The following is a 20,586-nucleotide window of genomic DNA, read 5'->3' as shown; positions in this document are numbered from 1 at the left end:
ATAAGACTATTAAAATAATCAACTTAAAAAAGATGAAAAAGTTTTATCAATATATTATATCAGGTATTGTTCTATTATTTATTGGAATTGCCTGTACAAAAGAAATTACAGACGATTTAGTGGTGTTTTTCAAAGTTGAATTTAGCGAGACCACTTTAGAAGCTTTTGTAAATACTAGAGAGGAATCCCAATTTACGATTATAGCAGGAACTGATGTAAATGCAGGAGATTATCAAATTAAATATAATGTGACTGAAGGAGCAGGATCGTTTTCTGTAAATAATGTTGCTATTATTGAAAATGAATTTGTTGATTTACCTGAAGGGCCAGAGTATAACATAGAATATCTTGGTACTGTAGTTGGTCCAAACAGGGTAACAATAACATTGAAGGATCAAGCGAATAGAGAAGAAGAGTTCGTGCTTACATATAATGTAAAGGATACAGATTTTACATTTGATGTTATAGCATCACCAGAAAACACCTATGTCGATGGACAACTAGATTTAAACCTGAATATTACAGAAATTAGTACTGCAACTTACAATGTGCAATATACATTTGGAACCCCTGATGCGGATGTAGTGGGAACCGGAAATATTACTGTAGATGACGTGCAAATTGATCCTGCAACGGATGTTGAAGTTCCTGCGGGAGATTCTACCTGGAAGTTTGAAGGAGCTACAGTTGGAACTGTTCAGGTTATATTAACTGCAACCAGTAGTTTAGGAATTAGTAAAACTGCAACAATTTTAATTGAAGTTACTGAAACACCTGATTTTACATTTTCAGTTTTTGCTCCACCGGTGGATCCGCAATTTACAAATACTCCTATAGAGTTCAGTTTTGTAATAGAAGAAACGGTTGGGAACTCAAATTATACAATGTTATTTTTGGCAAATAAGCCGGGAACTATTGAGTATAACGGAGTGACTTATACGGAAGATAGCGAAATTCCTATGGCTGTGGGTGTAACTACCGGATTATATTCTGGAAGTGTAAGCGGGACTAATGAGCTTAGATTTGAGGTAACTAATTCTAACACCACACCCATTACGAAAAGTTCAAATATAACTTTAGAGTTAATTGATCCGGATCTAGAGGCTCCTGTTATCAGTCTGAATGGCCCGGAAACACTTACAATAACTGTTTTTGATCTTTATGTTGAAACTGCTACTGCATCGGATAATGTGGATATGGATCTAACTGATCAAATAACTTTTGGTGGAGACTTTGTAAACACAAATACTCTTGGGTCTTTTACAAGAACTTATAACGTTACAGATTCTTCTAATAATAGTGCGGAAGAAGTGACTAGGACGATTGTTGTCGTTGATGATGTTGCTCCGGTGATCGATCTAAATAGTTCGAACAACATTACTATCGGGATAGGTTCAGCTTATACAGAAACTGCCACTGCAACCGATAATTTAGATGGAATAATAACGGATCAAATAGTTTTTGGAGGAAATTTTGTAAACACCAATACTATTGGAACATTTACGAGGACTTATAACGTTACTGATTCTTCTGGGAACAATGCGTTAGAAATTACCAAGACTATTAATGTTATTGATGATGTGAAACCTGTAATTTTATTAAATGGTTCTAGCTCGATAACTTTGGCAATTAATGATACCTATACAGAAACTGCTACTGCATCTGATAATGTAGATGGTAATTTGACTAATGAGATTGTATTTGGAGGTACTTTTGTAAACACCAGTACGGCTGGTATATATACAAGAACATATGATGTTAGAGATGCTGCAAATAATGCTGCCAATCAGGTAACTAGAACAATCAATGTAGTTGCTCCTGTGAGTTTTAACAGATCAACAGGCGTTTTAAATGCACCAGCTGGATCTTCTGTGGTAGTTTCAATGACCTCTGGTGGATCAGGATCTGGTAGTGCGGATATTAGAGCGTTAAATTCTAGTGGAACGAATTTGGGAATAGGAATTACCTGCTGGGGGCTTTCTGGGGGAACCCAATGTTTAGATGGTGATGGTGATGGAGTTGATGAGACAAGTGGATTTATGTTTGTTATGCCAGTAGATGGTTTAGCAAATTTTATTGGATCTCACGATCCAGATGGAACTAGCATCAATAATGGAACCAGTTTTAGTATTCAGGTAGCAGGAGAAACTTTTAATGAGAATATGGGATCAGGAAACGGAATACCACAATAGAGTGGTGTTACATGTATTTAAATAAAATAAAAAATGCTGAGATTTAATCTCAGCATTTTTTATTTGTGTTATAAGATGTCAATAACCTTTTCTGGAGGTCTTCCTATAATTGCTTTGTTGTTTTTAATCACTATAGGTCTTTCAATAAGTTTGGGATGTTCGCACATTATTTTGATAAGCTGATCATTGGTTAGAGTTTTACTTTTAAATTCTTGTTTCCAGATTGCTTCATTCTTCCTAACCAAATCAATTGGTTGTATTCCCAAAAGGTCCACAACTTCAGTTAGTTTTTCATCAGTAAAAGGAGTATCCAAGTATTTAATGATATTCAGATCTTCTTTTTTGTCTTCAAGAATAGCGAGGCATTGTCTTGATTTGCTACATCTTGGGTTATGATATATTGTTGTCATACCTAATAATTATTAATCTTCAATTTTTTGTCCCATCATCATAAGATATGCTTTTAAGAAGGCATCAATGTTTCCATCCATAACAGCATCTACATTTCCGGTTTCTTCTGCAGTCCTTACATCTTTCACTAATTTGTATGGATGCATCACGTAGTTACGGATTTGGGATCCCCATTCTATTTTCATTTTAGAAGCCTCAATTTCATCTCTTTGTGCTTGTTGCTTTTTGAGTTCCAGTTCGAAAAGCTGCGATTTCAGCATTTGCAGGGCTTTTAATCGGTTTTCTTGCTGTGATCTAGTGTCTGAGCAAGAGATTTGAATTCCTGTAGGAAAATGGGTAAGCTGTACTTTGGTCTCTACCTTGTTTACATTTTGTCCTCCGGCACCACTTGACCTAGAGGTGATGATTTCATAGTCAGAAGGATTAATGTCAATTTCAATGCTATCATCAGCTAATGGATATACGTATATCGAAGCAAAGGATGTATGTCTTTTGGCATTACTGTCAAAAGGAGAAATACGCACCAATCTATGTACACCATTTTCACCTTTAAGCCATCCAAAAGCGTACTCACCATCAATTTCTAGGGTTACTGTTTTAATTCCTGCAACATCTCCTCCTTGATAATTAAGTTCTCTAATTTTGAAACCTTGTTTTTCTGCCCACATAAGGTACATACGCATGAGCATGCTTGCCCAGTCACAACTTTCTGTTCCTCCGGCACCAGCAGTAATCTGAAGAACAGCACTCATGCTATCTCCTTCTTCGCTGAGCATGTTCTTAAATTCAAGATTTTCAATAAGATCTAAAGCCTTAGAATGACTGTCATCTAGTTCGGTTTCCGTTGCATCTCCTTCCTTATAGAACTCATAAAGAGTTTCTAAGTCATCAACAAGGGTTACACTTTTTTCATACTCAGAAACCCATTTTTTTTCTGCGTTTAAAGCACGCATTAATTTTTCCGCTTCCTGCGCATTGTCCCAGAAATCAGGGGCGTATGTTTTTTCTTCTTCGTTAGCTATTTCGATAAGTTTGGCATCAATGTCAAAGATACCTCCTTAACGCAACCAGGCGCTCCCTAAGATCCTGTAAAGTCTCAGTATTAATCATATTTTCAATTATTTTTGACAAAAATAGGATTTAACAGTTCAGTAGGAAATAATTTTACTATTATTTTATAGTTTTAACGATTTTGCAAAAACACATAAATCACTCCACGATGAAAATAACTAGTACTTGCTTGTTTCTGATAGTTTGCCAATTTCTTTCTGCTCAGTTTTTAGAAAAGCAGAAGGTCTTAAAATCTTACAAAGGATATTTTAATTTTTACTACAATGAAAATAAGGACGAGATATATTTAGAAGTAGATAAACTTGATACGGAGTTTCTATATGTTCATTCTTTAGCTACTGGTTTGGGATCTAATGATATAGGTTTGGATAGAGGACAGATAGGAGATGGGGTAGTCGTAAAGTTTCAGAAAGCCGGAAATAAATTGTTATTAATACAACCTAATCAACGATATAGAGCAATTACAGAAAATAAGCTGGAGAAAAAAAGTGTGGAACAGGCATTCGCAAAGTCGGTTTTATTTGGTTTTCCAATAAAAGAGAAAAAAGATGGGGTCTATATTATTGATGTAACGCCTTTCTTATTACAAGATACTCACGGCGTGATTAATAGATTAAAAAACTTGAAAGAAGGGACTTATAGTGTAGATAAAACCAAAAGTGCTTTAAGTTTGGAAAGAACAAAGGCCTTTCCAAAAAATGTAGAATTCGAAGCATTAATTACTTATAAAGGATCTCCAAAAAGAGGTAATATATGGTCTGTAGCGCCAGACTCTAAATTACTCACAGTAATACAACATCATTCTTTTGTTGAATTACCGGATGATAATTATAAGAAGAGAGAATTCGGTCCTAGAAGTGGTGCTCTGTCGATTTCCTACTTAGATTATGCTACTCCTGTGCAGGAACCTATCGTAAAAAGGTATATTACCAGACATAGATTAGAAAAGAAAAATCCTGAATTAGCCGTAAGCGAAGCCAAAGAACCTATTATCTATTATCTAGATCCCGGTGCTCCGGAACCGGTAAGATCAGCATTGTTGGATGGAGCTAGATGGTGGAATCAGGCATACGAAGCTATAGGGTTCAAAAATGCTTTTCAGGTTAAAATGCTTCCAGAGGATGCGGATCCTATGGATTTGCGATATAATGTGATTCAATGGGTACATCGTTCCACCAGGGGATGGAGTTACGGGGCGAGTGTGGTTGATCCAAGAACCGGTGAAATATTAAAAGGTCATGTTAGTTTAGGTAGTCTGAGAATCCGCCAGGATTTTCTTATAGCACAAGCACTATCTAATAAGCCTTTTGCTAAGGGGGATGAAAATTATCAACCTATGTTGGAAATGGCTTTGGCGAGGATTCGTCAGTTGTCTGCCCACGAAGTTGGTCATACAATAGGATTTGCGCATAATTTTACAGCAAGTACAGAGAATCGAGCGTCTGTTATGGATTATCCTCATCCAACTATAAGATTAAAAGATGGTAAAATTGACTTCTCTGATGCTTATGATACTAGAATAGGTAGTTGGGATAAAGTTACAGTTGCTTACAGTTATTCAGAATTTAGAAATGGAGTTAATGAAAATCAAGAATTGGACAAAATCTTGGATAACGCCTATGCTTCTGGATTGCGTTTTATTTCGGATAGTGATGCACGGCCTCAAGGAGGAGCACACGGTCTGGCTCATTTGTGGGATAATGGTAAAAGTGCTTCTGAAGAATTAAAAAATGTATTGACTATTAGAGAGAATGCTATTCGTAATTTCTCTAAAGATAATATTAGAACAGGTGAACCATATTCGGTTCTAGAAGATGTGTTTGTTCCTTTATACTTTTTTCATAGATATCAGACAGAGGCTGCGGTAAAACTGATAGGAGGATTAAATTACAACTATGCGACAAAAGGAGATGGACAAACCATTGTAGAAGTAATTTCAGAAAAAGAACAAAAAGAAGCATTAAATCAAGTACTACAGACTTTGTCACCAGAGGTTTTAACGATTCCTGAAGATAAATTAAAACTATTTCCTCCCAGAGCCTTTGGGTATGGTCGTACCAGAGAATCATTTAAAAGCAAAACGGGTGTTGCATTTGATGCTTTAAGCGCAGCTTCTACTGCCAGTGATATGAGTTTAACACTTTTACTTCACCCAGAAAGAGTTTCGCGTTTGATTCAACAAAATAGTTTAGATCCAGAACAATTAGGGGCAACAGAAGTTTTGGATGAGTTAATCAAAGTAGTTTTTAAAACGAAATCAAAAAATAACTACCATAACGAAATTCAAGAAACGGTAAAAAGTAATACGTTAAAACATCTTATGAATTTAGCAAATAATAAAAGTGCTTATTCCCAAGTACAAGCTCTGGCATATGGTTACTTAAACCAAATAACAGTAATGCTTACTTCTGAAAAAGTAAAAGGTGTCAATAAAATTTACAATGATTATTATATAAAACAAATCCAGGATTTCATGAAAAAACCTGAAGATTTTAAACCAATTCCTTCTCCAAAAATCCCGGATGGCTCTCCTATAGGAAGTTTTAGATGTGAATTTTAGAATTCAATAAATACCATTTTCTTAATCAAAAAAAAATTAGGTATTCCGGAATTTCGATCGAAATTCCGGAATACCTAATTTTATTGTTTGTAATCGATTGATGTAATTAGGTACTTTGGTTTTATCAAGCGCTTTGATTAAAATTTATATTTAATTAAAATCTAATAAAATGAAAAGTAAAAAGAAACTTAGGTTCAAAAAAATGACAATTACACAATTGAATACTGTATCTGGAGGTAATCAACCTATTATATCAATAACAGCTCGGGAAACTAGTCCGATTTTATGTAATAAGGCTGAAACATGTGATGGTATATGTCAACTAACTGTAAGAGAAACATTTGTAGGTTGTTAGTTGTCATAGATCGTTATATATTGTTTCTTTATTGAAAAATAACGAAACACTAGAATTAGGGCTCGTAATGTAATAGTTTGTAGTACTTTATATAGCTCTGTAACCCTAATCATGTGTGATAAATTTCTAGCTTCTAATATAGAGTAGTCATATACCGATGATATTTTGATTGTGCAGAGCCATTTCTTAATTTAATAATGGTTGTTAAAAAAATACAGGAATATATGGTACTAAAACATTAAGAGATGTAAGGAATTTTTAATACATGATTAGGGTTTTGTTGTATTATTAAGTAAATAATAAATACGAGTATAACTAATTGCTCAATTAATAAGGCCGTTAATGTGATATCTTCTATTCTTTCAAATGGTTTATTTTATACCGGATAACAGTGTGAACTTCCGATACTATTTCTTACACATTTGAATACCGGAAGAAATATGGTTGATGTGCAACAATTCCGATAAATTATTTGGTGTGATTAGATATAGTTTCAACTCTAAATTCTAGAATTTCGATCGAAATTCCAGAATACCCGCTACTAGTATTTGCGCTCATTTGTCTTTAAGAATATTTTTGTCGCCACAATTTAAATCAAATAATATGAAAAGTAAAAAGTTAAAATTTAAGAAAATGAGTATTGCACAATTGGATGGGGTTAAAGGTGGTAATTTTGGTGATTTTAGAGATATGTTCCCTGGGTGGACTGGAGATACAGACAATCAGCAATCAGAACAGCCAGCAGGTGGTATTTGTTACTCAGGCACACCAACAAGTTGTATTTACTGTGTTTAATGATTAAACATTTTTTAGTTTGAGTTCAGTACTTAAAACCGCTTTGTAATTTTGTGTAAAGCGGTTTTAATTATACAAAACTCTACAGGAAATCACAATTAAAATTTTACAATAAAAAAAGGTCAATACTATGAATTGACTTAAAAATAATTAAAAGGAAAAATGAAAAAAGTAGTTTGGTTTTTAGTATTCGTTCTAGGAGTACTTCATATGAGTAATGCTCAAAAAATAGAAGTAAAAAAAGCAAAAAAAGGGTATCAATATTTCCAAAATGGAAATGAGATGACAAACGAAACTTTATTCAAGGTATTAGAATCCAATTCAGAATCTTTAAAAATGATAAAAAGGGCTAAATCAAATGCCACTTTTTCTACAATACTTGCAGGTGCCGGAGGAGGGTTAATTGGATGGCCACTTGGTACAGCGCTTGGTGGCGGAGATGCAAATTGGACATTAGCCGGAGTAGGAGCAGGTTTGATTGTAATTGCAATTCCGATTTCATTAAGTACAAGAAAAAATATAAATAAGGCCGTAGAATCGTACAATTCTTCATTGAATTCAACGTCTTATAATGCATTTAAACCAAAATTTGGAATCTTTGCCAACGGAAATGGAATTGGTTTATCAATGAATTTTTAACAAGAATCATTTAAAACAAAAGTAGCGGATAGTGAGGTGTTTGAAATTATACTATAGCTAATACGGAGTTATAATTTATAGTTTATTCACTTAAGAATTTACGCTTAAAAAAAGGGATCGTAGTAAACTACAATCCCTTTTTAATTTCATATATGGTCAAATATAGCTTGAGATTTCGCTGCTTTATGAATGTGTAAAGTTTGGAAAACGTATTGAATTAAAACACTCATTGGACTCGCTTAGAGAAAATTGCACATTAAATTTTGTCATGTATGATAATGATTTTGTTTTATTTTAATTAGAAACAAGAAAGAGCCACTGTTAAATAGAAACTACCGTTTACATTTTTTGCAAAGCAAATAAGAAAACTTAAAATAGGATCATTAATTTTAAGTAATACTTTATTTGGGTAGGTATAAGAGGCAATATCCAGATGATAGAGATAAAACTATAGGATTATTTACTACTACTATTACAATTTCTTTCCTTTTTTGAATCCCGGAATTTTCGAAAACATTTTTTGCCGTTTGATGTGGAGTTCAACTCTCGTTTTTTTCAAGAATGATTTAAAAAATAGAATTTATAACTATTTAGAATATTAGTTTTTAGCATTCCTTTTAAGCTTTAAAAAAACAAAACCGAAATTCAGGAAAATCGATCGTTTTTCTGGAATTTCGAGTATCCTTCCTTGTTTTCAACTTGTTTGTTGTCATACGTTTGCCTCGTCAAAGCGCATTGATAAAAAGAAAGTTTAATAATTAAAATTTTAAAAAAATGAGAGACTTAAATTTTGAAGAAGTACAAGAAGTAAGTGGCGGAGATATTGATTGGAAACAAGTAGGGGCAGGAGTTGCCGTTATTGGTCTTGCAGTGGCAGTTGTAGCTACAGCAGGATTGGCAACAGTTCCTATTGCATTGGCAGGAGCAGCTACCGTTGGTGAAGTTATAGTTGCAGGAGCCGCTATAGGTGCTGCTGGAGCGGGTGGAGCTATTATTGGTAGTAGTGGTGGAAATTAATAACAAAATACTTACTGAGTCATTTTTGTATAAAATGGCTCGATTTCAGAAATAACTTTAAAAAAAAAATACAATGAGAAATTTAAATTTTGAAGAAGTACAAGAAGTTAATGGTGCTTGTGGTGTGGTTGGAGGAGCTATTGGAGGAGCAGTAGGATTGGTTGGTGGTTTTTTTGCTGGTGTGGCTGGTGCTGCATTTGGTAGTAATCAACAATCAGTGAATAGTACATTTGTTGATATTGCCCAGGCTGCCGGCAATGGAGCTGTTGCTGGGGCGACAATAGGCTCGTGCGTTGGTATAGCAGCACAAGTGGGTATTACAGTTGGTACTATTGCTACTAATATAGCTATTGATAGTAATCAAGGTGGTTAATTAAAAGAAATCTACTTAGGGTGATATTTACCCTAAGTAGGCTTTCTACTATTAATCTAGTTTTTAAGCATAAACTAAATAATGTAAAAGAAAAAACGGTAAGAGTGATACGTACTAGTCCGTAAACCGATAAACTAATAGATAATGAATACTCCACTATTTCGTAAAGAAGTTTTGCAGAATAATACTCAACGTTTACTTGGGGATGTGTTGCTTTTGAGACCAGTATCTTTCTGGATATTCACTATTGTAATAACTTTTGTAACGGTAATAGTAGGGTTTCTTTTAACATTTGGAACTTTTGCTCGCCGTGAAGTAGCTAGTGGCTATCTAGTCCCTGATAAAGGATTGGTTCGCGTCTATGCTCCGTATAATGGACTGATTGATGATAGCCATATTACAGAAGGACAAAAAGTTATAAAAGATCAAAATTTACTAGAGATTACCACAGAAAGAGGAACTAAAGATAGCCTTAGTATTAATCAACAATTAATGAATAGGCTAGAAGAACAAAAAAATAATCTTAAGCAACGTATAGAAGATGAGACATTTATTCTTGATAGTGAAAGAAAACGTTTATCTGCTATTTTATTAAATTATAAGAAAGAATACTATCAGATATCATTACAGCTTCAAAATCAACAAGAGGAATTAAAAATTAAGAAGAATGATTGGGATAAATACAAAAAACTGCTGACAAGAGGATTGGTTTCTGATGATGAATTAAATTTTAAGAGAAACACTTACTTTAATAGTAAAGCTTCAATTGATATTACTAAAAGACAGCGGGTACAAAAAAAAGCTGAGATAATTGACATACAAAAACAAGTAGAACAATCTCCGCTTAGAAAGAGTAATCGTTTACAAGAACTTCAAAATCAATATGCTCAATTAGAAGAACGGTTGATTGAACTAAAAAACAGCCGTTCGTATATAATTAGAGCCCCCATAAACGGTCGTATTACTTCTGCACAGGCTACTATAGGACAAAGTGTATCTTCGTCCGCTCCTATATTAACGATAATACCAGAAAACACCAGTTTCTTTGCAGAATTGTTTTTGCCATCTAGAGCAATTGGTTTTATTAAAAAGGGACAAAAGGTATTAATGCGCTATGACGCCTTTCCTTATCAAAGATATGGTTTATATGAGGGTGAAATTATTGAAATTGCTCAATCAGTAATAAATCCCAACGAAGCTGAAATACCCATAGCCTTTCAGGAACCAGTATATAGAATTAGAGTAGCATTAAATGAACAAAATATAAATGCTTATGGAAAAAAAATGGGACTGCAATCAGGTATGTCTGTTGCCGCTGATATTATTTTAGAAGAAAGAAGTCTTGGGCAATGGCTTTTAGAGCCTATTTATAGCTTAAGAGGAAAATTATAGCAAATGCAAAATCCAATACATTTACTCCATTATAGGTGGAAAAGAAAAACATCAATGATTCTTCAAACAGAAGTTGCCGAGTGTGGTTTGGCTTCTGTAGCAATGGTAGCTAATTATTATGGACATAGATTAGACCTTAACGCGCTACGCAGAAAATATTCAATTTCATCCAAAGGAGCCACTTTGCAAGGACTAATTAAACTGGCAGATAGTTTACAGTTTAGCTCTAGACCCTTGAGGTTAGATTTAGAAGAATTAGTTCAATTAAAAAAACCCTGTATACTGCATTGGGACCTGAACCATTTTGTTGTGCTTACATCAGTAAGAGGAAATAAAGTTACCATTAATGATCCTGCGGTTGGTGAGCGAATTCTTAAATTAGAAGAGGTGTCTAAACATTTTACAGGTGTAGCGCTTGAACTAACACCAACGCCTGATTTTAAACTGGAGAAAATTGCAAAAAAGGCAAAACTTTCTGATTTCTGGACTCGAATAACCGGATTAAAAAGAGTTTTGTTGCAAATACTAACATTGTCATTATTGTTACAAGGATTTGCAATGACTAGCCCATTTTTTATGCAATTAGTAGTGGATGATGTAATCATAAGTCGGGATATAGATTTGTTAATTATACTAGCTTTGGGATTTGGATTAATGAAACTTGTAGGCCTTACAGTGAAGGCTTTACGAAGTATCATTATTTTGTATATGGGGACGCAACTAAATATTCAGATGGCAGCAAATTTATTAAGACATTTATTAAAACTGCCAATGAACTATTTCGAAAAAAGACATATAGGAGATGTTATTTCAAGATTTGGATCATTAGAAGAAGTAAAGCAATTACTTACCACTGGACTTATCGAAGCTATTGTAGATGGTATTATGGCTGTTGGACTTTTAGTAATGATGTTTATATATAGTAGTACTCTTGGTCTTATAGTATTAGGAGCTGTAATTGTGTATATTATAATTAGATTATCCTTATATGGGCCTTATAGACAGTTAAAAGAGGAGGCAATTGTAGCGGATGCTAAACAAAATTCTAATTTTATGGAAACCATTCGCGGTATCCAGAGTATTAAGTTGTTTGGTAATGAAAGTCAACGACAAACTGTATGGCATAATTATTATGCAGATGCTATGAATACAGGAATTCGTATTGGTAAATTAGATATTGGGTATAATTTTATTAATGGTTTTTTATTTGGTGTAGAAAATATTATCGTAATCTATTTGGCTGCTTCTTTAGTAATGGATAGTTTAATGACCATCGGAATGCTATACGCTTTTATGTCTTATAAAGTTCAATTTACAGAAAAAGCTTCAGCATTAGTGAGTAAGTTTATACAATTCAAGATGTTATCTCTGCATATGGAACGATTAGGAGATATTATACTCTCGGAACAGGAAAAAAACATTGATAATCATAGACAGATACCAGAAGTAAAAGGGAAGTTAAGTTTAGAAAATATTAGTTTTCGGTATTCAGATAACGAACCATATCTGTTCGAAAAGTTAAATTTCGAAGTAGAATCCGGTACTTCTATCGCAATCGTTGGGGCATCCGGATGTGGAAAAACTACTTTAATGAAGATTATGCTGGGTTTACTGCAGCCGGAAACCGGAAATGTATTTGTAGACGGATATGATATAAAACAGATTGGATTAAAAAATTACAGACATCTAATCGGTACCGTGATGCAAAATGATCAATTATTATCAGGAAGTATAGCGGATAATATTTGTTTTTTTGACCCTGAATTTGATCAGCAAAAGATAGAACAATGTGCGCAAATGGCAGCTATACATCAAGATATTATAACAATGCCTATGGGGTACTATACATTGATAGGAGATATGGGAAGTAGTTTGTCTGGTGGACAAAAACAACGTTTATTATTGGCCAGAGCTTTATATAAAAATCCTAAAATATTGTTTCTGGATGAAGCTACTTCTCATTTGGATGTAGGATTAGAATCTATAGTAAATCAGACCGTAATAAAACTAAATATAACCAGAATAATTATCGCTCATCGTCCGGAGACTATTGCCATGGCAGATCGCGTCATCGTAATGAATAACGGAAAATTATTGGAAGAGCAAAAAATAAAAAATAAACTAACTCTTGAAGTTTAGATAGATTGAGAGTTGATAAACTCATGTTTAGGTAAAAAAAATCCTAGAAAGACTCTTTCTGGGATTTTTTTAAATAACGATTGATATTAGAATCTCTTCAACTTATACACCAGTTCCAGATGGGAATTCCTGATTTTGTTCTGTTGGACAATCACAACTATTTCTTCTCGAGGGACAGATTATCATTTCATTACCCGAAACACCTCCCTTTATACCACCAGAGATTTTAGTTAGATTTAAATTGGAAATAGTACTTTTTTTTAGATTTAAATTTTTTAATGTCTTTTTTTTCATGTCGCTTTTTTGCTTTTAATTTGTGAGAGCGAAAATAATAAAAACAATTGTGTAGGCTACTCTTTTTATGATTAGGGTACTCGAAATTCTGGAATTTCGAGTATATAAATTGTGGTATAACAAGTTAATCTATTAATTATTGATTAACGGTTTCAGCTTTTCTTATTTGATTAATAAAATAAGAGGGTTTAATACCTACCTGTTTATAAAATGCATTAGAAAATGTCTCTGAACTGTTATATCCCATTTCTTCTGCAATTGCTTTAATCGTGTATTTTCTAAGTGTAGGGTTTTCTTTCAATTCTGAAAGAGCAAATGTAATACGCAGTTCGTTTAGGTAATTCGTAAAGGTTTTATCCTTGTAAAAATTAATCACCTTGGATAGATATTTTACATTAGTTTCCATAATATCTGCCATGGATTGAGCACTTATTCCGTTTACAAGAAACCCTTTTTCATTCTCAAATTCTTCTAGTCTATGAAGTATATGTTTGATGTGTTTTTCCGGGATGTCAAGAGGTTTTTTATTTTGATCAATGTGGTTGGTCTCTTTTTTTGTATTTGTAGCTTCCATCTTGCTCTTTTGTTCCGTCATAAGTTGCTCAAAACGTAATCTGTATTTTTGCTTTTTATGATAAAAATAATAGAGAAGGCTCCCTAGAATAAGTAATAGTATAATGAGCAATGATATGCTGGTTATATATTTATTATTGGTATTATTCAATTTATTTATAACGGCACGTTGCTCGTCTAACAAAACAGGTACATCATAATCTTCTTTTACCTTTGTACTAATATAAATTTTATCGTTTATATAACTATCCAAAATTGAGTTTAGCTTATCTAAATACTTATTCTGATTTTGTATGTCTTTCTTTTTTTTATAATAATTTTTTAAATACTCATATGTTTTTACGTGCTTGTATTGAGGAATGGAGTTCAAAGTTTCTAAGATAGAATCTGTTTTTTTTAAATAAGAAATAGCTTTGTCCTCTTCTGCAAGATGATAATATGATTGGCCTAAATAAAAATAACTATCTATCGTATTTGATTTATCTTCGAGAGCAATAATTTCTGGTAAGGCTATATTAATACTGTCTATAGCTGTAGGATATTCTTTAAGTTGATATTTATTGATTCCTTCGCATAAAGTGAAATATGATTTCATTTGAATTTCATAAGCGTCTTCACTCTTCGAAGATTTAAGATATCCTTTGGTGTTATAATAAGTAGCTGAATCGTATTTTTTAAGCCCGATATAGGTTTCAGCAGTAACGTGCAAAGTAGATAAGTATCTAAATTTATGAGCATACTTTATTTCCTTAGCATAATACGTTGCGCATTTCTTAAAAATAGAGATCGCATTTTCTTTTTCACCAAGATGTTCGCTTTTTACGATACCAATTAGATAATCTGTTCTATATAATAAATCAATATTATCATTGTCAGTTGCTTGTTTACGGGCTTCAGATAAATTGTATAGTGTTTTTTTAATATCTCTTTTTTCGTATAAGTAATGTTGAGCTTTACGAAAATAGGAGTGTGCTGGATATCTCTTTGTTGGATTATTTTTGGTAATAGCAATAATACTATCATAATACCGGATTCCATTTTCACTTGAAGTTAAGTTGGTATGAAACTCATAAGCATATGCAATGCGCAGCGTATCCTGATTGTTTTTTGCTCGATTTAAATAAACTTCAGCCGTTTTTTTTGCTTTAATTATATTAGATTCTAATTGATTATAAAAAGTTTCTTGCAGCTCTTTATATGTTTTTTGTTCTAGGGAATCTGTTATACTTTGCGCATTTATGCAAGTAGATAAAAAAGAGGCTAATAGGAACAAATAGGAGGACCGCACTTTTCGGATCATAGTTTTATGCAGAATATTTAACAAAAATTCATCTTTTTAAATTATTCGCAAAAATAGTATTATTTTATTGTTTGAGTTTGCAATATGTTTAATTTTACCTTTTTTCAAATACCACAATATGATTATAGATCTTAGAAGCGACACAGTCACTAAACCTACTCCCGAAATGCTTAATGTAATGATGAATGCCAAAGTAGGAGATGATGTGTATAAAGAAGATCCGACAGTTAACGCTTTAGAAGAAAAAATAGCAGCTATGTTTGGAAAAGACAGTGCCTTATTTTTTCCATCAGGCAGTATGGCAAATCAAGCGGCTATTAAATTACATACGCAACCAGGAGAGCAGTTAATAGCTGATAAATACGCTCACGTATATAATTATGAGGGAGGAGGAGTTTCTTTTAATAGTGGAGTTTCTTGTAAATTAATAGATGGCAACAGAGGTATGATCACAGCGGATCAGGTATTGGCCGCTATCAATCCACCAGATTTTTATCATAGTCCATTGACCAGTTTGGTATGTGTAGAGAATACAACTAATAAAGGCGGAGGCGCATGTTACGATTTTGAAGAGATACTAAAAATAAAGAAAGTTTGTAAAGAACATAACTTAGGATATCATTTGGATGGAGCCAGATTATGGAATGCTTTAATTGCAAAAAAAGAGGATCCTAAGAAATATGGAGAAGTGTTTGATACAATTTCTGTTTGCCTTAGCAAAGGGTTGGGAGCACCAATGGGCTCTGTATTGATTGGTGATAGTGAAATCATGGGAAAAGCTATCCGTATACGAAAAGTACTGGGCGGCGGTATGAGGCAAATAGGATATATGGCTGCGGCAGGTTTATATGCAGTAGAGAATCATATAGATCGTTTACAAGACGACCATAATAAAGCAAAAGAAATTGGTGCAGTTTTACAAAACTTGTCTTTTGTTACCAATGTAGAACCGATAGATACCAATATTATTATATTTACCATTGAAGGGAGTGAAGAAGATTTTATTTCAAAAATGGGGGCAAAGAATATTCACTTTTATGGTATGGGACAAGGAAAGCTACGGTTCGTAACTCATTTGGATTATACACAGGAAATGCACGAATATTTTTTAGAATCGTTACAAACGTTATAAAAAATAAAGCTGCTCATTTTATATGAACAGCTTTATTCTAATGTATAAAATTAACACTTAATAAATTTAGGCCTCTTTTGTTTCTGCACCAGGTGCATTTTCTTTAACAGAATTAATTCCATTTTCCATTCCTGATTCAGAAGAATACATCTGACTACTTCCGATTACCTGACCGTTAGTTGCTTTAAGGTTGAAAAAGAACTTCCCATCTTTGGCAGTTTTTCTTTCATATCTTCCATCTTCCGAAGCATTTTTTTGTACCGATGCAATTCCGTTTACAGCAGCAGCTTTGCTATTGTATACTTCACTACTTAGAATTACTTGTCCATTTTTTGCTTTTAAGGTAAAATGATAACTGGATCCCTCCTTATTTTTGAGTTCAAACATATTGTCGAGTTTTAATGAATTTTAGAATGATTTTGATAAAAATATATAATAAAAAGGAGAAAGAAAAATATAAAAAAAGTCAAATCTGTATTTTTTAGCCTTTTATCGAATAAAAGAACAATACATCGAAAACATCCTGTTTTTTTAAAATGTTAATTTTAACATTTTCTTTTCATCTGCATAATTTCGTACCTTTAAGTGTAACATAATAATAACCACAAAATCATCTTAACATGAAAAACCGTATTTTATTAATGTTCCTAGCTATGGCAGGAATTACTTTACAAGCTCAGGATTTACCAGCTAATCCAGAACCTGGAAAATGTTATGTACGTTGTACAACCCCTGATGTTTACGAAAATCAAACAGTGAAGGTGCAGATCACACCCGAGTATAAAAAGTTGAAAACATTTCCTGCAACTTTTGAAACAGTAACCGAAAAAGTATTGGTAAAGGAAGAAGGGAAAAAACTGACTGTTATTCCGGCGAAGTATAAGAATGAAACTGTTACTTTTATCAAGAAGCAAGGAGCTTCTAAACTAGCTGTTATTCCTGCTAAATTTGGTAAAGGAGCAGAAACAGTAGAAATCAAGCCTGCATACGCTCAATGGGAACTTGGATCTCCTGCTCCTGATTGTGCATCTAGTAATCCAGACGATTGTCGCTACTGGTGTTATAAAGGATATCCTGCTGAGTTTACAACTGTACCGGTTCAGACTTTAACTGCAGATGCTACTACAAAAAGTTCAGGGATCGCAGAACAACCAAGTAGCTATACAAAAAGAGTAATTGCAGAACCAGCTAGAGTTATTGAAGAAGTAATTCCTGCGGAATATGCGACTATTACTAAAACAGTTATGGTTAAAGATGCATACACAGAAGAGGTAGTTGTTCCAGCTACTTTTAAAACGGTTAGCAAGGAAGTACTGACGCAAAAAGGAGGATTAACAACTTGGAAAGAAGTAGAGTGTTCTTTAGTTGAGTATTCTGCTTTACCTATCAATTGGAATCTTGGAAGTGCAACACTAACTGCTCAGGCAAAAAGTATTATCGACACTAGATTAATGCCTGTTTTAGCTAACAACCCTGGTGCAAAAATGGAAATTGCTTCTCATACAGATGCAAGAGGTTCTAAATCAAGTAATAAGGATCTTTCTGAGAGAAGAGCACAAGCGGTAGTAACTTATTTGCTTTCTAAAGGAGTAAACAGTAGCAGACTAGTAGCCAATGGATATGGTGAGAATAGATTAAAAAATAGATGTGCAGATGGTGTTACCTGTACAGAGCGTCAGCACGCATCAAACCGTAGGACAGAGTTTAGATTAATCAATAACTAGTTCAATAGTTTATACCAAAACAAAAAAGGAAGCAAATTGCTTCCTTTTTTTTGTTTCAAATACCTGTAGGTTTTATTTAAATAAGTCCAACCCTGGAATATCAGGCATTCCTTCTTTAGCTACTGCAGCAAGTTCAGCTTCATTCACCGCTGTGGCTTTTGTAATAGCTTTGTTTAGCGTCAGAATAAGATAGTCTTCTAACTGCTCTTTATCACTCAGTAATTCATCAGCGATAGAAATGCTTTTGATTTCACGATTCGCAGTAATTGTGACCTTCAGCAGGTTATCAGAACTCTGCTCATCTACCAAAACAGTATCTAATCTCTTTTTAGTCTCTTCTACTTTTTTTTGGGTTTCTTTTAGCTTACCCATCATTCCCATCATATCTCCAAACATTGTTGTTTTTTTTAATGATTTATTAAGGACAAAATTAGTATTTTACGTGTTAATAAACTAAGAGAATATTGTGAAAAGTTGCTAAGTAATATGATTGTTAACTCTTACTTTTGCAACTTTGCCTAATTATAATAAAGAAAGAACATTGGAGACTGAAGTTCAAAACCCAATTGCCCAAAAAAAAGCTACACACCTTGAAAAACATGGAGATATTCGTGTGGATAATTATTTTTGGCTTAATGATAAAGATAATCCTGAAGTGATTGACTATCTTAAAAGTGAGAATGATTATAATGATAGAATGACTGGGCATACCAAAGATTTTCAAAAAAGACTTTTTGAAGAAATGAAAGGTCGAATAAAAGAAGATGACGCATCCGTACCTTATAAATTAAATGGATATTGGTATATTACCAGGTATGAGAAGGGCAAGGATTATCCAATATACTCCAGAAAAAAAGATCACTTAGATGCTCCGGAAGAGATATTATTTGATTGCAATAAGGAAGCAGAAGGACACTCTTATTTTAAAATGGTTGGATTAAATATTAGTCCTGATAATACATTGATTGCATATGGTGTTGATACTTTAAGTAGAAGAAAATATACCATACGTGTTAAAAATTTAATAACTGGTGAGATATATCCCGAAGTAATTGAAACTACAACCGGAGGTAGCACCTGGGCTGCAGATAGTAAGACATTATTTTACACGAAGAAAGATAATGACACATTAAGATCCTACAAGATTTTTAGACATAGTCTAGGTGCTGATGCTTCAGAAGATATAGAGGTTTATCACGAAAAAGATGATACATTTAATACGTTTGTATACAAGACGAAGTCTAAAAAATATATTATAATAGGATCCAGTAGTACACTTACCTCTGAATATCATATTCTCAAAGCTGATGATCCAACTGGAGATTTTACTGTTTTTCAACCAAGAATTCGAGGATTGGAATACGGAATAGCACATTATGAGGACAGCTTTTATGTGTTGACCAATGCAGATGAAGCCAAGAATTTTAAATTGATGAAGGTTTCAGAAAAAAATACCCTAAAGGAAAATTGGAAAGATCTAATTCCCCATCGTAAAGACGTACTATTAGAGGATGTCGATATTTTTAAGGAGTATTTGGTCATAAGTGAGCGAAGTAATGGATTAAACAGAATAAATATAAAGAGATGGGACGGTACTGCCGATTACTATCTTCCATTTGATAATGAAACGTATACATCCTATGTGAGCACGAATGTGGATTTTGATACTAAGACTTTACGATATGCTTATAATTCTCTGACTACTCCTAACTCTATTATCGATTTTGATATGGATACTAAAGAAAAAGAAGTTAAAAAAGAGCAGGAGGTGTTAGGAGGTGATTTTGACAAGAATAATTATATCTCAGAACGAGTTTGGGCAACTGCAGATGATGGCACCAAAGTACCAATATCGTTAGTCTATAAAAAAGGTGTCATCAAAGATGGTTCTAATCCACTTCTGCAATATGCCTATGGATCATATGGTTCGACAATAGATCCATATTTTTCTACAGTACGATTAAGTTTGTTGGATAGAGGTTTCATTTATGCGATTGCTCACGTTAGAGGAGGAGAGTACCTTGGTCGTTCTTGGTACGAAGAAGGAAAGCTATTTAAAAAGAAAAATACATTTACTGATTTTATAGACTGCTCTAAGTTTTTGATTAGTGAAGGATACACAAGTGCTGACCACTTATATGCTATGGGAGGTTCTGCAGGTGGTTTACTGATGGGAGTTATTGTTAATATGGCACCAGAGCTTTATAACGGAGTGGTAGCTGCAGTTCCATTTGTAGATGTTGTAACCACTATGTTGGATGACAGTATACCCTTAACTACCGGAGAGTATGATGAATGGGGTAACCCAAATGAAAAGGAATACTATGAGTATATGAAAATGTATTCACCTTATGATAATGTTGTGGCACAAGAATATCCTAACATGTTAGTTACAACTGGATTACATGATTCTCAAGTGCAATATTGGGAACCTGCTAAATGGGTGGCTAAATTAAGAGAATTAAAAACCGATACTAATCTATTATTGTTACATACTAATATGGAAGCAGGTCACGGAGGAGCTTCGGGAAGATTTGAAGCACTCAAAGAGGTCGCTGAAGAGTATGCTTTTTTACTAGATTTAGAAGGTATAAAGGATTAATTAAAAAAATTAACGTA

Annotated in this window: 17 protein-coding genes; 11 read left to right on the top strand and 6 right to left on the bottom strand. The window is 33.5% G+C overall.

Features of this window, described 5'->3' with window-relative positions; all coding sequences use genetic code 11:
- Nucleotides 1-32 precede the first annotated feature (32 nt).
- A complete protein-coding gene (locus tag ACFSR1_RS18770) occupies nt 33-2,192 on the top strand; it encodes an immunoglobulin-like domain-containing protein (protein ID WP_378294587.1) in 2,160 nt (719 codons plus the stop codon).
- A 68-nt stretch (nt 2,193-2,260) separates the two neighbouring features.
- Here ACFSR1_RS18770 and arsC read toward each other — a convergent pair whose 3' ends face one another.
- Nucleotides 2,261-2,602 carry an arsenate reductase (glutaredoxin) gene (arsC, locus tag ACFSR1_RS18765; protein ID WP_378294586.1) on the bottom strand — a complete coding sequence of 114 codons (342 nt, stop codon included), beginning with the start codon at nt 2,600-2,602 and terminating at the stop codon, nt 2,261-2,263.
- A 12-nt stretch (nt 2,603-2,614) separates the two neighbouring features.
- Nucleotides 2,615-3,713 (bottom strand): peptide chain release factor 2 gene (gene prfB, locus ACFSR1_RS18760; protein ID WP_378294585.1). Its coding sequence is split into 2 segments (ribosomal slippage): nt 2,615-3,649 and nt 3,651-3,713, totalling 1,098 coding nucleotides; the frame shifts between segments, so codons are not numbered across the junction.
- 109 nt (nt 3,714-3,822) lie between these two features.
- Here prfB and ACFSR1_RS18755 point away from each other — a divergent pair.
- The 7 genes from ACFSR1_RS18755 to ACFSR1_RS18725 all read left to right on the top strand — a co-directional run bounded on the left by ACFSR1_RS18755 (nt 3,823) and on the right by ACFSR1_RS18725 (nt 12,944).
- Complete coding sequence (locus tag ACFSR1_RS18755; RefSeq protein ID WP_378294584.1) at nt 3,823-6,234, top strand: zinc-dependent metalloprotease; 2,412 nt, start codon at nt 3,823-3,825, stop codon at nt 6,232-6,234.
- Nucleotides 6,235-7,222: 988 nt separating this feature from the next.
- The gene (locus ACFSR1_RS18750) at nt 7,223-7,384 is read left to right on the top strand and encodes a hypothetical protein (RefSeq protein ID WP_378294583.1); all 162 of its coding nucleotides are present in this window, start codon (nt 7,223-7,225) and stop codon (nt 7,382-7,384) included.
- 162 nt (nt 7,385-7,546) lie between these two features.
- On the top strand, nt 7,547-8,023 hold the full coding sequence (locus ACFSR1_RS18745; RefSeq protein WP_378294582.1) for a hypothetical protein: 477 nt from the start codon (nt 7,547-7,549) through the stop codon (nt 8,021-8,023).
- 774 nt (nt 8,024-8,797) lie between these two features.
- Entirely contained in the window at nt 8,798-9,040 is a 243-nt protein-coding gene (locus ACFSR1_RS18740) for a hypothetical protein (RefSeq protein WP_378294581.1), read from the top strand.
- A 73-nt stretch (nt 9,041-9,113) separates the two neighbouring features.
- A complete protein-coding gene (locus ACFSR1_RS18735; protein ID WP_378294580.1) occupies nt 9,114-9,413 on the top strand; it encodes a hypothetical protein in 300 nt (99 codons plus the stop codon).
- A gap of 144 nt (nt 9,414-9,557) precedes the next feature.
- Nucleotides 9,558-10,805: an HlyD family secretion protein gene (locus tag ACFSR1_RS18730; protein ID WP_378294579.1), complete on the top strand. Its 1,248-nt coding sequence runs from the start codon at nt 9,558-9,560 to the stop codon at nt 10,803-10,805.
- Between the two features lie 54 nt (nt 10,806-10,859).
- Nucleotides 10,860-12,944, top strand: a complete 2,085-nt coding sequence (locus tag ACFSR1_RS18725) for a peptidase domain-containing ABC transporter (RefSeq protein WP_378294578.1) — start codon at nt 10,860-10,862, stop codon at nt 12,942-12,944.
- Between the two features lie 102 nt (nt 12,945-13,046).
- On the opposite strand, the gene ACFSR1_RS18720 is transcribed toward ACFSR1_RS18725, so the two are convergent.
- Complete coding sequence (locus ACFSR1_RS18720) at nt 13,047-13,238, bottom strand: hypothetical protein (RefSeq protein WP_378294577.1); 192 nt, start codon at nt 13,236-13,238, stop codon at nt 13,047-13,049.
- A gap of 136 nt (nt 13,239-13,374) precedes the next feature.
- Nucleotides 13,375-15,111, bottom strand: coding sequence for a helix-turn-helix domain-containing protein (locus ACFSR1_RS18715; RefSeq protein WP_378294576.1), 1,737 nt, complete (start codon nt 15,109-15,111; stop codon nt 13,375-13,377).
- 118 nt (nt 15,112-15,229) lie between these two features.
- Between ACFSR1_RS18715 and ACFSR1_RS18710 the strand changes: the two genes are divergently transcribed.
- The gene (locus ACFSR1_RS18710) at nt 15,230-16,243 is read left to right on the top strand and encodes a threonine aldolase family protein (protein ID WP_378294575.1); all 1,014 of its coding nucleotides are present in this window, start codon (nt 15,230-15,232) and stop codon (nt 16,241-16,243) included.
- Between the two features lie 66 nt (nt 16,244-16,309).
- Here the strand turns inward: ACFSR1_RS18710 and ACFSR1_RS18705 are convergent, their stop codons facing one another.
- The gene (locus ACFSR1_RS18705; protein WP_378294574.1) at nt 16,310-16,630 is read right to left on the bottom strand and encodes a YegP family protein; all 321 of its coding nucleotides are present in this window, start codon (nt 16,628-16,630) and stop codon (nt 16,310-16,312) included.
- Between the two features lie 233 nt (nt 16,631-16,863).
- On the opposite strand from ACFSR1_RS18705, the gene ACFSR1_RS18700 reads away from it, so the two are divergent.
- Nucleotides 16,864-17,967: an OmpA family protein gene (locus tag ACFSR1_RS18700; protein WP_378294573.1), complete on the top strand. Its 1,104-nt coding sequence runs from the start codon at nt 16,864-16,866 to the stop codon at nt 17,965-17,967.
- Between the two features lie 72 nt (nt 17,968-18,039).
- Here the strand turns inward: ACFSR1_RS18700 and ACFSR1_RS18695 are convergent, their stop codons facing one another.
- Complete coding sequence (locus ACFSR1_RS18695; RefSeq protein WP_378294572.1) at nt 18,040-18,363, bottom strand: YbaB/EbfC family nucleoid-associated protein; 324 nt, start codon at nt 18,361-18,363, stop codon at nt 18,040-18,042.
- Between the two features lie 145 nt (nt 18,364-18,508).
- Here ACFSR1_RS18695 and ACFSR1_RS18690 point away from each other — a divergent pair, with 145 nt between their 5' ends.
- The gene (locus ACFSR1_RS18690; RefSeq protein WP_378294571.1) at nt 18,509-20,569 is read left to right on the top strand and encodes a S9 family peptidase; all 2,061 of its coding nucleotides are present in this window, start codon (nt 18,509-18,511) and stop codon (nt 20,567-20,569) included.
- The last annotated feature ends 17 nt before the right edge of the window (nt 20,570-20,586 follow it).

Origin of the sequence: Aquimarina rubra (genome assembly GCF_042684305.1) — a bacterium.
Classification (GTDB): domain Bacteria; phylum Bacteroidota; class Bacteroidia; order Flavobacteriales; family Flavobacteriaceae; genus Aquimarina; species Aquimarina rubra.
Note: the sequence above shows the minus strand (reverse complement) of the source record. Positions and strands in the feature narration are given on the sequence as shown.